Raw genomic sequence first — 13,564 nt, forward strand, 5'->3', positions numbered from 1 at the left:
CTCAAGTAAAAGCAAAGTGATAGAAATATGAAAAAGTTTGGTTTAACCCTATTGACCGCCTGCGTCGGCGGAGCTATAGCCATAGGTGGCTATAAAGCTATCGAGAGCAAGTATAATGATGACCTTAGTTTTGAGGACAAACAACAAGTTTATTTTACCAATAACCCGGTATCCAAGAACATCACCGGATCTGCCGGGGATGTGGACTTTACGCAAGCCGCGGCATCAGTAACCCCGGCGGTGGTCTATATCCGTACCACTTACCCAATGTCGCAAGGTGGCGGCGGTGGTGGTAGCGAGATGCTGGAGCAATTGTTCGGCGGGCGTATGCGCCGTCAGCCGCAGCAAGCCCGCCAGGCATCTGGTTCGGGTGTGATCATCTCTCCGGATGGCTACATCGTGACCAATAACCACGTGGTAGAGAAAGCCGAAAAAATACAGGTGACCACAAACGATCACCGTGTAATGGAAGCCAAAGTTATAGGCCGTGACCCAAATACCGATCTGGCCCTGATCAAGGTAGAAGGCAGTAACTTGCCAATCGTTAAATTGGGCAACAGTGACGATGTGCGTGTTGGGGAGTGGGTTTTAGCCGTTGGTAACCCGTTCAACTTAACATCAACTGTTACGGCGGGAATCGTTAGCGCCAAAGGTCGTGGTATCGGTATCCTTAACCAGCAACAGGACGAGGAAGACTACAATCCTTTTCAGCCGTCGCGTAATACTCCTAAGCAGCCACAGGGCAACACCGCTATCGAATCGTTCATACAAACCGATGCGGCAATTAACCCGGGCAACAGCGGCGGAGCGTTAGTAAATACCAAAGGCGAATTGATCGGGATCAACTCGGCTATCGCATCGCACACCGGCTCTTACGAGGGTTATGGCTTTGCGGTACCGGTAAACCTGGCCAAAAAAGTATTGAACGATATTAAGCAATTCGGCACAGTTAAACGCGGCTATTTAGGTATTGGTTACTATGACCTGAGCGACCGTGAACAAGCTCAAAAAGCGGGCATCACAGATAAATATATTGGCCTGTCTGTAGGTAACGTGGCTAAAGGCAGTGGTGCCGAAGCAGCAGGCATCCAATCGGGGGATATCCTGACCAAGATAGATGGTAACGTGATATCGGCCGCGTCTGACCTGACCGAGCACGTTGGCCGTATGCAGCCGGGTGATAAAGTGAAACTGACCGCTACCCGTAACGGTGTAGAAAAACAGTTCACTGTTACCCTGAAAGAGAACGCCGGCGAGTTGACCGCTGCGGTTGGTGCCAATGCAGATCTGTTCAAAAAATTAGGGGCGACATTTAAACCGCTTACCCCGGCACAAAAGTCTCAATATAAATTGCAGGCAGGCGTGATCGTTACCAATATTACCCCGGGTGGTATTTTGGATGATCTGGAAGTAGCTGAAGGCTCTGTGATCAGCGGTATTAACCGTACCATGATCAACAGTGTTGAAGACATCGACCGTGGTTTGGAAGCTGCCCGCCGACGTGGTATGGTGGTGATATCGGGTATCGACCCTAACGGCCGTGCCTTCACCAATACCTTTGGGTTGTCGCGCTGATCAGGATAATTAATGTGTGATAGTTTTTCCAAAAGCCCCGTTGGTGCAAACCGACGGGGCTTTGTTGTTGATAGACTAAAGTCAAACAAAAAGCCCCTGTCCGGAATGGACAAGGGCTTGATATCAATATATTGATGAGTGACTATTCTGCCATGTTATGGTACACAGCTTGCACGTCGTCGTCCTCTTCCAGTTTGTCTATTAGTTTCATAATGTCGGCCACCTGATCTTCAGAAACTTCGTGGAATGATTGCGGAATACGCTCCAGCTTAGCCGACTTAGTTTCGATACCCAACTCTTCCAGCATCTTTTGCATTTTGCCAAAATCCTCGTAAGCGGTGTGGATAACGGCAATGTCGTTGCCCTCTTCATCGGCCTCTACAAATATCTCTTCTAAGCCGGCGTCAATAAGTTCAAATTCCAGTTCTTCCAGATCACGTTCACCCGGAACAAAGGTGAATACCGCTTTGCGGGTGAAGATAAAATCCAGTGAACCGGTCTTGCCTAAGCTACCACCAACTTTGGTAAAGTAGCTACGCACGTTGGCAACGGTACGGTTAATGTTATCGGTAGCGGTCTCTACCAATACGGCCACGCCATGGGGCGCATAGCCCTCGTACACCAGCTCTTCGTAATCTTTCTCATCACGGCTCGTTGCGCGCTTAATGGCGGCCTCTACGCGGTCCTTAGGCATGTTCACGGCCTTGGCGTTCTGTACGGCAGTACGCAGGCGCGAGTTGGTTGTCGGGTCGCCGCCGCCGGCTTTGACAGCCATAACGATCTCTTTACCCAAACGGGTGAACTGGATGGCCATTTTGGCCCAACGTTTAAATTTTCTCTCTTTACGGAATTCGAATGCTCTTCCCATGTAGCCCCCTAACCCCCTAAAGGGGGAATTTGTTGTTTTAAGTTTATCTAATGAACCCTTCCTGTTCCCCCTTCAGGGGGTTAGGGGGCCTATATCGTTTGTTTCAAGTTCGTCAACATATCATCTACCATCTTTGGCAGATCGTATTCTAATTTCCAATCCCAGTCTATGGCAGCCTGGCTGTCATCGATAGATTTTGGCCAGCTATCGGCAATGCTTTGGCGCGGATCATTATCAGCATAGCTGATATCGAAACCGGGGATACGCTCGGCAATCTCGGCGGCCAATTGTTTTGGCGTAAAGCTCATGCCCGCTAAGTTATAGCTACTGCGGATGGTCAGTCGTTCGGCCGGTGCATCCATCAGGCTTAAAGTAGCACGGATGGCATCATCCATATACATCATTGGCAGGGCGGTGTTTTCGCTCAAAAAGCTTTCATACTTGCCGGTCTTCAGCGCCTCGTGAAAAATGTGTACCGCATAATCGGTAGTACCACCGCCGGGGGCAGCTTTCCAGCCAATCAACCCCGGATAGCGGATGCTGCGTACATCCAATCCGTATTTGGCAAAATAATATTCGCACCAGCGCTCGCCGGCTAACTTACTGAAACCGTAAACCGTGTTAGGGTCCATTACGCAATATTGCGGCGTTTGGTGTTGTGGTGAGTGCGGCCCGAATACAGCGATAGAGCTTGGCCAAAAAACCTTGGCCGTTTTAAATTCAACTGCCAGATCCAATACATGGATCAGTCCGTTCATGTTCAGGTCCCAGGCCAGTTTAGGTTTCTTTTCGCCTACGGCCGATAGGATGGCCGCTAACAAATAAACCTGTGTTGGCTGATGCTTGGTGAACACGTGGTGCAGGTTATCCTTATCCAAAACGTTAACAAACTCAAAAGGTCCGCTGTTGCGGATAGCGTAGGCCGGCTCGTTGATGTCGGATGCGATCACCTGGTCCCTGCCATGTATGCCACGCAGTGTGTTGACCAATTCGGTACCTATTTGTCCGTTCGCGCCTATTACTAAGATCTTTTCGCTCATTCGTTTTTCAGGATTGATGCGCAAAGGTAAAAAATTGTATGATCTGTTGGCAAGTGCCCAGTACGGAAAAATACGGTAGAGAAATGTCTGCCCGTCATCATCTTAAGCGCAGATCAACACGATCGTTACGAAGCGGCCCATCCGCGCTATGCTATTTTGTTAACTTTGCGCTGTATTTACCCCCTGCGGTTTGAAACGTAAACAACAGAATATACTTTATGCCTGGCTTTTGCTGCTGTTTTTTGCGGCGGGGCAGTATATTGTATTCTCGCATACGCACTACCGCATAGGCAAGGTGATCACAGCGCCAAAGTCGGCCACGGCTACGGTAAAAGAGAAGTGCGACATTTGCGACGTAATGCACCATACCCATGCCGAGATCGTTGAGCATGCTTATTTTACCCCGGTAGCGGCCATACTTTGCCACTACACTTTTAAACAGACCGATGTTAAACTCATCCAGTTGGTGCTGGCATCGGGCCGGGCTCCCCCTGTTGTAATTTCATAATTACCCACATTTATTATTTTCTTGTTTTCATTGCCCGAGCGTTTAGCACGGGCATGCTACTATTTAATTGATTTTTTATGAAATTAAGGATATTCGGCTTTTTGCTGTTACAATTGATATTTGTTGCCGCTAAGGCAAACGTTATAGCCATTACCGGTAAGGTAATTGATGCTAAAGATAAAAGCACCCTGCCGGGTGCAACCGTTTCTATCCCCGATCTTAAATTGAGCGCCGCTACCGATGCTAACGGTAATTTCTCGTTCCGCTCTTTACCTAACCGCGGAAAGATCCTGATGGAGGTGCAGTACGTTGGCTACAAGGCCATGACCAAGATCGTTGATCTGCCGTTGAACGGGGCGCTTGTTTTTGAACTACAGCCGACCAGTATTGAAACGCGCGAGATCGTGATCACCGGTACGCCAACAAGCTCTAACTCTAAGCGCAACAGTACATCGGTATCTACCCTGAACAAAAATGATCTGCAAAGACCATCTACCAATCTGATAGACGCGATAGCCAAACAAGTGCCGGGCGTATCGCAGATCACTACCGGTCCTTCTATATCAAAACCGGTGATCCGCGGCCTAAGTGCTAACCGCGTGGTGACCATGGATGGCGGTGTAAAGCAACAAGGCCAGCAATTTGGCGACGAGCATGGTATGGAGATAGATCAATTTAAAGTTGACCGTGTGGAGGTGCTGAAGGGTGCCGCGTCGCTGATCTACGGATCTGACGCGTTAGGTGGTGTGCTAAATTTCCTAGATCCCTTGACCACGCCCGACGGTCAGATCCGCGGCGAATTATCATCGAACTACCAAACCAACAGCGGGCTGACCGGTAACTCGTTGATGCTGACCGGTAACGAGAATGGCTTTGTGTGGCGCGGACGCGGTTCTTACAAGAACGCGCACTCCTTCAATACGCCGGGTGGATACTTCCCTAACTCGGGCTTTAACGAGACCAACTTTAGCGGGATGGTGGGTGTAAATAAAAGCTGGGGTTTCTCGCACCTTAACTTTTCTTACTTTAAAAACAACATAGGTTTTTACGAACCTAACTTGGACGCCAATGGTCAGTTTGTTGACGAGGACGGCAACGATTATACAGATAAGGACTACAAGAGCCGTGCATTGGCTTATCCTCGTCAGGACATCCGCCACTATAAAATATCATTAGATAATAACTTCCTGTTCAATTCGGGATCATTAAAGGTGACGTTGGGTTACCAAAAGAACCAGCGCCGCGAGTTGGAGGAAGCGATCCCGGGATTATTCTTCGACCTGAACACGTACTCTGCCGATGCTAAATATTACCTGAACCAAAAGAACGGTTGGGAGCCGGTATTCGGTATCAGCACAGATGCGGGTCAAAGCCAAAATAAAGGCACCGAGTTTTTGATCCCTGCTTATGATACTTATGGCTTGGGTGCTTTCGGTTACATCAAAAAGAACTGGGAAAAGAATACGCTGAACTTTGGCTTGCGTTACGACTATCGTAGCAACAAAGGCAAAGGCCTGGTTGATGATGGCGAAGTAAGATTCACTGAATTTACTAACACCGCATCTAACATCAGCACAGCCTTAGGTTTCACCCACGAGTTTAACGAGCAGCTGAGCTTTAAGGCTAACGCCGGTACCGCCTTCCGCGCGCCTAACGCAGCCGAGCTGGGTTCTAACGGTGTCCACGAGGGTACTTACCGTTATGAGGTGGGCAATGCTAATTTATCACCCGAGCGCAGTTACCAGACAGATGCCGCTTTGCAGTACGATAGCAATATCATATCGGCAGGTGTAAGCATTTACAATAACTACATCAATAACTTTATTTACGCGGCCAACACCCCGGGCGACGAGACGACTGTGACCGATGAGAATGGCAATAGCGAACTTTTCGCGGTCTATCGTTACCGCCAGGTTAAAGCGAACTTGTACGGTGCTGAAGCAAACCTGATCATCCACCCCGTAAGTTTCCTGCATATCGATAATACTTTCGGTTACACGCACGCGCAAAACACTACGCTGAACAGGCCATTGTCGTTCATTCCGGCGGGTGTGGTGCGTAACAGTATTCAGATAGAGCCCAAGATAAAAGGCTTGCAGGATAACTATATCTCCTTCGGTATAGAGAACTATTTTACACAAAACCGGGTGGATACAGAATTTGAGACACCGACGGCCGCCTACACATTACTGAATGCATCGGCAGGTGCCACCGTGAAGATCGGCAGGAAAAAAGTAAAGATATTTGTAGCCGCCAACAACCTGACCAATAAACGCTACTACGACGCGCTGAGCCGCCTGAAACCTGGCCGCTTTGAAGCCAGCAACCCAGCCTTGGGTGTTTATAACCCAGGCCGTAACATCACGTTCGGGCTGAATATACCGTTTATGCTGAGCCTGGCTAAATAGGCAGAGCCGGGATAGAGTCAAGACGCAAGAGTCAAGATACAAGGCCTGTTTGAGAGCGCGGCCGACTAATCAGTCGGCCGCGCTTGTTTATAAACCTTTTGCACAACAACATTGTATTGATACTATGAGACTACGCCATCTGCTTACCCTGCTATTTTTTATCTCGACATGCGGCTTCGCGCAAGATACGCTGTCGATCAACCTTGAGAATGTAAAGTACCCTTACCCCGTCCACTTCTTGTCTCTGAATACAGAGGGCCAGGATATCCGTATGGCATTTATGGACGTCAAGCCAAGTTCGCCCAATGGCAAAACATTTATACTGTTCCACGGAAAGAACTTTGGCGGGTATTACTGGACCAACGTCATTAAAGCGCTTAGCGCAAACGGCTATCGGGTGATAGTGCCGGATCAGATCGGGTTTGGAAAATCTTCCAAACCTTTTATCCACTACAGCTTTCACGGTATGGCACGTTGGAATAAAAAACTATTGGACACTTTAGGCATCGGTAAAACCTACGTGCTCGGCCACTCCATGGGCGGGATGTTGGCTACCCGATTTGCGTTAATGTACCCGGCTGCTGTCCAGCAATTGTTATTAGAGAACCCGATAGGTTTGGAAGATTACCGAACCTTTGTCCCTTATCGCTCGGCTGAAGATCAATACAAAACCGAACTGAAGACGACCGCCGAGAGTGTGAAGACGTATTACCAAGGCTCCTATTTTACCCAATGGAAGCCTGAGTATGACTATCTGGTAGAAATAGGCAGTGGTGTTGCCAAAAGCTCTGATTTTCCGCGCTACGCTAAAGTTGCGGCGATGACCTTCGAGATGATATACGAGCAGCCGGTATGCTATGAGTTTGTGGACATTAAAGTACCCACCGTCCTATTCATTGGCCAAAAGGATAATACCATAGTGGGCAAAGCCCTGCTTAGCGAAGTGGAAAAAGCCAGGCATGGTCGTTATGCCGAACTTGGCCCTGCTACGGCAAAAAAAATACCCGGCAGCCAGTTGGTCATCTTCCCGCAAGCCATGCATATCCCTCACGTAGAGATAGCTGACGAGTTTTTAAAAAGCCTGTTGTCCAATATCCGTTAAGTGAAAATAATATGGGTTGATGGGGATGATAGGTTTATCTTTGCCGTTATAAAAATTTGATAGTGGACAAGAAGTACTTAGACGTTTGCCTTACCCCGGCCCTGATACATTTATACAACGTTGAAAAATATGTAGTGGTGATCATCGATATCTTCCGTGCTACGTCATCCATTTGCTATGGCATGGATAACGGCGCCGAAGCGATCATCCCGGTAGCTGAGGTGGAAGAATGCGTGGCCTACAAAGAAAGCCATCCCGATTACCTGGTGGCGGCAGAGCGCAACGGTGAGGTTGTTAAAGGCTTCGACTTTGGTAACTCACCATTCAGTTACACACGCGAAAAAGTAGCCGGAAAGACCATCGTACTGACCACTACCAACGGAACGCAGGCGCTACACCTGTCGCGCAATGCCAAACAAGTTTTCATCGGCTCGTTCCTTAACCTGACCGCCCTTTGCGATAAGCTTCGTACCCTTAACGATAATATCCTGCTGGTGTGCGCCGGCTGGAAATATAATTTTAATCTGGAAGATACGCTATTTGCCGGGGCCGTTGCCGACCAGCTTAAAAACGACGGTTATATTTTGGATGACCCTGCTTTAGGGGCCTTGGACCTTTACCAATGCGGTAAAGAGGATATTAGAGCTTACCTGAAAAAGACATCACACAGCGAGCGGCTAAAGCAATTGGGAATAGAGGATGATATAGCGTTCTGTCTTAATGTAGATATTACCACAGCCATACCTGTTTTACAGGGCGAGCGGCTTGTAAAACTCGACCTTAGTTTTCAGGCTTAACTACCCGTAACGGACTTTCCGGGTTTGCCGGTGGTGCGGGCGGAGTACGGTTATAAATATGTGTTTTACGGCGGCAATTATCGCATTTGTAACGCGTAATAGGCAACCAAAACAGCAATACTTTTACCAATGTTGCGCGCGCCGTTCGGGTATCTAAGTGCCCCCGCTTACATTTGGGGCATCGCCGGATAATATTTGCTGGTTCCATTATGCTGCTTAAAAATACCAGGGTAGGTGTCAAAATTTTACTAACACGAATATACGCCGACGTATGTGCGATATTATTTAGGTGGCAGGGACAAATAAGGGACAATTATTCTTAAAATGGGTACAAATAATATTTGAAAGGCCAAAATTTGTACCCTTGGGAGTGGACTATATGCTTGCTACCACACCTTCAATGTCGGTATCCTGATCCAACTGCATTTTTTTGCGCAGGCGTTGCTTCGATTTTTTGATGCCCTCTACCGTTATCCCTAACATATTGGCCATTTCGCGGTTATTAAGGCCCAATTTTACAAGCGCCAGCAGGCGGGTGTCGGTATCGGTAAGGTAAGGGTACTTATTGCGTAGTTTTGAAAAAAAGCCGCCGTGTACTTTGGTGAACAGTTTCTTAAATTCGTCCCAGGTCTCATCTGTCATGATGTGGGCTTGCATTAGGCGCTCCAGGTTCTCGGTACCGGCCCGGTCTTTAGATTGGGCTTTAAACAGGTCGATCTCCAATTTAAATTTCTCTATCAGAGCGTTATTCTGCTTCAGGTTCTCGGTGTATTGCTCTAACGATTCGGCTGCAGCTTTCAACTTCTCGTCCACCCGCTTCTTACGGATAAGCAACATCTCCTGATCCCGCTTGGCATCCAGCCTAAGCCGGTTGAATACTAACAGGAAGATGATCATCAACAGGAACAGGATAGCTATTACAGCATTGCGTTTAAAGGCATCAGTATCGTGTTTGGTTTTTAGGTGATCTACCTCGTCCCGGTATTTTTCCTGCTCCCATTTCAGCTTTACACCTTCTATATCGGCTACATTATCGCGAGCGGCAAGGCTGTCTTTGGTCTCCTCAAATCTCTTTCGGAATTTGAGCGCTTCGCCCAGGTTGCCTAACTGCTCGTTAAGGTCGCTTCGTTGCCAGTTGTAGCTTATAGCAAGCTCCAGTTCCTCGTCCGGGGTTTTTGCTGTCAGCCATTTCACGGTGTCTAATTGTCTGGCTGATATATCAAGCTCGTGCCTCGCCAGGGCTATCCTGGTCATCCTTAATAAGGTGCGTGCCGCGTTAGACCATTGCTCGTATTTTACAGATGCCTGGTAGTCGGCCTTAAGCAAAGGCAAAGCCCTTTCATAATCTTCCTGCCAAAAATACACCGAACCTATGTTACCCGTGACAATACCGATCCAGGCGCTGTCCCTACGGGCGATGGCGGTATCGCGTGCCCGTTCAAAATATCTGATCGCTGTATCGTATTTTTTTTCCATGCGGTAGATCAGTCCGATGGTATTGATCACATTGATATGCACCCGGGGGTTTTTGATCGGGTACTTCAAGGCTATCTCTAACATTTCTTTGGCGGTAGCCAGATCTTTAACGGTGTAGTAGAACTTGGCTTGCTCTAAAATATAGGTAGAGATATCGGGGATATTGCTAAAGCCTATCTCCTTAAACTTATCATAAGCTTGCAAAAAATACCGGCAAGCATCAACCTGATGGTTAAACACATAATAGTAAAGCCCCTTTTTATGCAAATAAAGTGCTTCCTCCAAAGGCATTTTGTTCTCTGCGGCAAACGCTATAGCCTGCTCATGATAGAACAAACTGGTGTTATTAAACCCCTTATTCACCGAGTAATAGTCGGCCCGCATCAACGCTATACCACCCTCCAGTTCTTTATCATTCAGTTTACGGGCTTGCGTTCGCATACTGTCCAGCAATGCCATTGCCGTTTTTTCGGGCAGGCGGCGGCAGTACTTTCTGTACATATCGTTAGCGCGTTGTGTGCGATCAGTAGTAGCAACAGTATCTAAATGTTTAAAAATGTTGAGTGCGGTGATGATCGTATCCCGGCGAGACGCCTGTGCTTGGGTGGGCTGCACATATAATGTCAGTAATATAACTCCTGTAAAAAGTTTGATCAATAGAGATGGCATATATACGGCCTTGCGATCGATATTCGACATTGTAATTATTAAGGGATACGCAAATATGGCGAACAATTTGCTGTTTTTGCAATAAGGCGGCTGTTTTTATTACTTAATACAATAACGTGCTAATAGAGGATCGGCTTTTATACTGCCAATATTACGGATAAACTTCCAATCGGCACAAGCGCCTTCGTTATCTCCCTGCTTGCGTTTTTCATCGGCCTGGGCCAGTATGTCTTCAATAAAGTCTTCGTCGAACCCAAGCTGCTGTTTCAGGGAGATGATGTAGGCCTCTTTGGAGGTATCGGCTTTGCCTGCGTGTTTGTTTTGGTAGTAATTGGTTACGGCGTTCTCCTGCTCCTGCCGCTGGTGATAGGCGTTAATGGCTTGCTCGCGACTTAATTTGGTAGATGAATTGCACCGTGACGGATCCGGGGTAAACCTGACAGGCAGCACGGCGGTAGCAGCTTCTACTCCGGCCGGCAACGTCCACTTACCAGCGGTGCGTTTTACCACACGGATAGCTTCCTCGTCAAGATCGATACCGGGGCCGCTTTGTACTTTTACCTTGTCCACACGGCCATCTTTATAAACCCTGAACTTGACATGCACCACCGCGCTAATACAATTGCGGCTGGCAAAATCGGGATAGATGATCTTCTCTTTCAAAAATTTGTTCAACGCCTGCTCGCCGCCTTTAAAGGTGGGTTGGGCCAATGCCGCGTAAGCTCCGCTGATCAGCGCTATGGTGAAAATTATCCGTCTGAACATAATTGGTAAAATACTATAACGGTAACAACCAAATATACGTATGGTGTTGCTGCATCCGAAGTATTATCTTGCAGCACAATTATTTGGTGCGATGAAAAGAATATTTGTTTTGATGGTTTTGATATTAGCGTTGGGCGAGACAAGCTTTGCTCAGGATAAACTTGACAAGGTACCACCAATGGTATTAGGCAATTTTACCGACGACTACGGCATTAAATACGCTATCAGCGATACGCTTTGGCAGCAATTGCCGCGTACCAAATTCCATATCATCCGCTGGAATGTGGCGCAGCAATATTTGATCGCCAAAAATGATGAAGCTAATCCCGGCGACCGCGGCCTTTATACCCGCATAGACTTTATGCACTTTGATGGCATGGATCCCTGGAAATGGGGTTATTGCCTGACGGCCTACAACGCCAAAAGTGATAAAGATGCCGAAGCCGTAGCAGCGGCCGACCGCGCCAATCCAAAGAAAGGCTGCGGCGGTTATCCCTTCTCGCGCATGAAGGTTAACGAGAACGGCCGCACTAAGTAGCGCGGCCGTTGCGGTATGTTTTAAACTTGATCATTTAAAAAGTGGTCGAAGGTATCGCTTCGTAAGCCCAGTCGAATGGTCTCTAACGGGATCATATCGGCTGGGGCAATGTTGCCCAGGTTTACGTTGGCGCCGATCAATTTAATGAACCAAACCTGCTGTGGTTTTTGCGGGGCTTCCCAAATGATCTTTTCTTCGGGGATCTGGGTCAGGATCTCGTCCACCAAACCCTGGCGCACCTCGCCCGAGTCGCGGTAGATACCTACGTTACCGCTTTCGCGGGCCTCAGCAATCACTTTCCATGATCCGGCTTCCAATTCGGCTTTCATCAGTTGGATCCATTTATAAGGGGCAAATATCTTTTGCACATCTTTAGAACCCACTTCGGATATGACGGTCACTTGCTCTTTTAATTTATGAATGTATTCGCATTTAACCTCGTGAGGGATGGTGATCGATCCGTCTGATATTTCGGCGTGTTGCAGTTGATATTTGTCCAGTAAACGGCGATAATCCTCAAACTGACCGCGGACAATGAATGCCTCGAACATGGTACCGCCAAAATATACCGGGATGCCGGCATCTTTGTACAGTTTTAGTTTTGCATCCAGGTTAGGACTAACGTAAGATGTTGCCCAACCTAATTTTACAATATCGGTATTATGGCCTGCCGTCTCTATCAGGTCCTCTACCCCACGCAGGCTTAAGCCTTTATCCATCACCATGGTATAACCCTTTTCGCGCGGCTTTACGGTACGATCGGGCAGGTCGTTTATTGTAAAATTCATATTGGTTATAAGCTATAACTAAAAGTACTAATGGCGCAAATTTAGCAATTAGTCTTTAAACTAATGTTAAAAATGTAGCTGACCTGTTGCTTATTAGCAGATAATGGTTTGGAAGGGTTAAACTAACGTCTTATGAGCCTATCCAAGAGCTATAAAAACCAAACTACCACCGGCTATTTATGAAAACATCAATCAAATTATTATCGATCATGGTGATCGTTCTTTTCCTATCATCATGTGCTGCATTACGTGGGCCTGATATGACCAAAATATCTATGGGTATGGATAAAGAGACCGTTATAGCCACACTGAAACGCAAACCAGAAAGCGTCATCGGAACTAAAAAATACTCGAGAGAAACAGAGGAAATACTGCAATATGTACACCAGATCAACACCACCCCTGTGGAATACGACTGGCTTTTCTTTTACAATAACAAGCTGGTGCAGTATGGCCGCAGTATGGGCATTTTGATCAAATAGCGGCTTTATTCGCATTGGTGGATACAGGCGTATTTCTTTCCGGTCCAATAGATCAACCCTCCTGCCAATGGAGAGCCATCCTCCGACTGCCAAATTGAAAGCCCGCCATAAGGCGTCTTTACTTTGGCCGACCCAAGTATATCACCGTCTTTGTCAAAGGTCGTCTCATAAGCAACCATCGCTTTGTCCACTTTCCATCGGTCCATCCAGTCCAACCTGTCGCTTTCATCAAAATTTGGCTTGCCAACTTTTGTGCCCGCACCAAAAACGAAGTAGCGGTCGCTATTGCCTTCAATAAGTAGGATACCTTTTTTCTTGGTGCGTTTTTGGATGATCAGGGCAGCTACGTCTTTAACGCCATCGCCGTTAAAGTCAGCCTGCTGATAAGATGGTTTGGCGAACGTTGCTAACGAATATTGCAGATCCAATTTCAACGCCTTGAACTTAGCTGTGTACCAAGCAGGTCTCTGAGCGTTGACAAATTGCGACAGTAATGTCAATGAAATAATGGCGATGAATTTGTTCATGTTTAGGTAGATAAGATATAA

General features: G+C 47.4%; 13 protein-coding genes. 7 read left to right on the top strand and 6 right to left on the bottom strand.

The genetic code is table 11. The features are described 5' to 3' along the window. Nucleotides 1–27: 27 nt before the first annotated feature. Nucleotides 28–1,575, top strand: coding sequence for a trypsin-like peptidase domain-containing protein (locus tag IRJ16_RS05270; protein WP_194110484.1), 1,548 nt, complete (start codon nt 28–30; stop codon nt 1,573–1,575). Nucleotides 1,576–1,717: 142 nt separating this feature from the next. Here the strand turns inward: IRJ16_RS05270 and IRJ16_RS05275 are convergent, their stop codons facing one another. After that, a complete protein-coding gene (locus IRJ16_RS05275) occupies nt 1,718–2,443 on the bottom strand; it encodes a YebC/PmpR family DNA-binding transcriptional regulator (RefSeq protein ID WP_194110485.1) in 726 nt (241 codons plus the stop codon). 89 nt (nt 2,444–2,532) lie between these two features. Next, complete coding sequence (locus IRJ16_RS05280; protein ID WP_194110486.1) at nt 2,533–3,483, bottom strand: NAD-dependent epimerase/dehydratase family protein; 951 nt, start codon at nt 3,481–3,483, stop codon at nt 2,533–2,535. 190 nt (nt 3,484–3,673) lie between these two features. Here IRJ16_RS05280 and IRJ16_RS05285 point away from each other — a divergent pair, with 190 nt between their 5' ends. The 4 genes from IRJ16_RS05285 (at nt 3,674) to IRJ16_RS05300 (ending at nt 8,298) form a co-directional block, all read left to right on the top strand. Next, nucleotides 3,674–3,991, top strand: a complete 318-nt coding sequence (locus tag IRJ16_RS05285; RefSeq protein WP_194110487.1) for a hypothetical protein — start codon at nt 3,674–3,676, stop codon at nt 3,989–3,991. A gap of 77 nt (nt 3,992–4,068) precedes the next feature. Then, the gene (locus IRJ16_RS05290; RefSeq protein ID WP_194110488.1) at nt 4,069–6,399 is read left to right on the top strand and encodes a TonB-dependent receptor; all 2,331 of its coding nucleotides are present in this window, start codon (nt 4,069–4,071) and stop codon (nt 6,397–6,399) included. A gap of 124 nt (nt 6,400–6,523) precedes the next feature. Continuing rightward, complete coding sequence (locus tag IRJ16_RS05295; protein WP_194110489.1) at nt 6,524–7,501, top strand: alpha/beta fold hydrolase; 978 nt, start codon at nt 6,524–6,526, stop codon at nt 7,499–7,501. A 62-nt stretch (nt 7,502–7,563) separates the two neighbouring features. After that, nucleotides 7,564–8,298, top strand: a complete 735-nt coding sequence (locus tag IRJ16_RS05300) for a 2-phosphosulfolactate phosphatase (RefSeq protein WP_194110490.1) — start codon at nt 7,564–7,566, stop codon at nt 8,296–8,298. 375 nt (nt 8,299–8,673) lie between these two features. On the opposite strand, the gene IRJ16_RS05305 is transcribed toward IRJ16_RS05300, so the two are convergent. Together IRJ16_RS05305 and IRJ16_RS05310 are read right to left on the bottom strand one after the other, a co-directional pair. Next, nucleotides 8,674–10,473 (bottom strand): tetratricopeptide repeat protein, encoded by a 1,800-nt coding sequence (locus tag IRJ16_RS05305; RefSeq protein ID WP_194110491.1) that lies wholly within the window; start codon nt 10,471–10,473, stop codon nt 8,674–8,676. 69 nt (nt 10,474–10,542) lie between these two features. After that, nucleotides 10,543–11,208 carry an energy transducer TonB gene (locus IRJ16_RS05310; RefSeq protein ID WP_194110492.1) on the bottom strand — a complete coding sequence of 222 codons (666 nt, stop codon included), beginning with the start codon at nt 11,206–11,208 and terminating at the stop codon, nt 10,543–10,545. A 91-nt stretch (nt 11,209–11,299) separates the two neighbouring features. On the opposite strand from IRJ16_RS05310, the gene IRJ16_RS05315 reads away from it, so the two are divergent. Then, nucleotides 11,300–11,746 carry a hypothetical protein gene (locus IRJ16_RS05315; RefSeq protein WP_194110493.1) on the top strand — a complete coding sequence of 149 codons (447 nt, stop codon included), beginning with the start codon at nt 11,300–11,302 and terminating at the stop codon, nt 11,744–11,746. Nucleotides 11,747–11,766: 20 nt separating this feature from the next. On the opposite strand, the gene IRJ16_RS05320 is transcribed toward IRJ16_RS05315, so the two are convergent. Next, entirely contained in the window at nt 11,767–12,534 is a 768-nt protein-coding gene (locus IRJ16_RS05320) for a phosphosulfolactate synthase (RefSeq protein ID WP_194110494.1), read from the bottom strand. A 179-nt stretch (nt 12,535–12,713) separates the two neighbouring features. Between IRJ16_RS05320 and IRJ16_RS05325 the strand changes: the two genes are divergently transcribed. Then, nucleotides 12,714–13,016 carry a hypothetical protein gene (locus tag IRJ16_RS05325; RefSeq protein WP_194110495.1) on the top strand — a complete coding sequence of 101 codons (303 nt, stop codon included), beginning with the start codon at nt 12,714–12,716 and terminating at the stop codon, nt 13,014–13,016. Between the two features lie 5 nt (nt 13,017–13,021). Here the strand turns inward: IRJ16_RS05325 and IRJ16_RS05330 are convergent, their stop codons facing one another. Continuing rightward, entirely contained in the window at nt 13,022–13,543 is a 522-nt protein-coding gene (locus tag IRJ16_RS05330; protein ID WP_194110496.1) for a hypothetical protein, read from the bottom strand. Nucleotides 13,544–13,564: the final 21 nt, after the last annotated feature.

The organism is Mucilaginibacter myungsuensis, from assembly GCF_015222005.1.
Lineage (GTDB): Bacteria > Bacteroidota > Bacteroidia > Sphingobacteriales > Sphingobacteriaceae > Mucilaginibacter > Mucilaginibacter myungsuensis.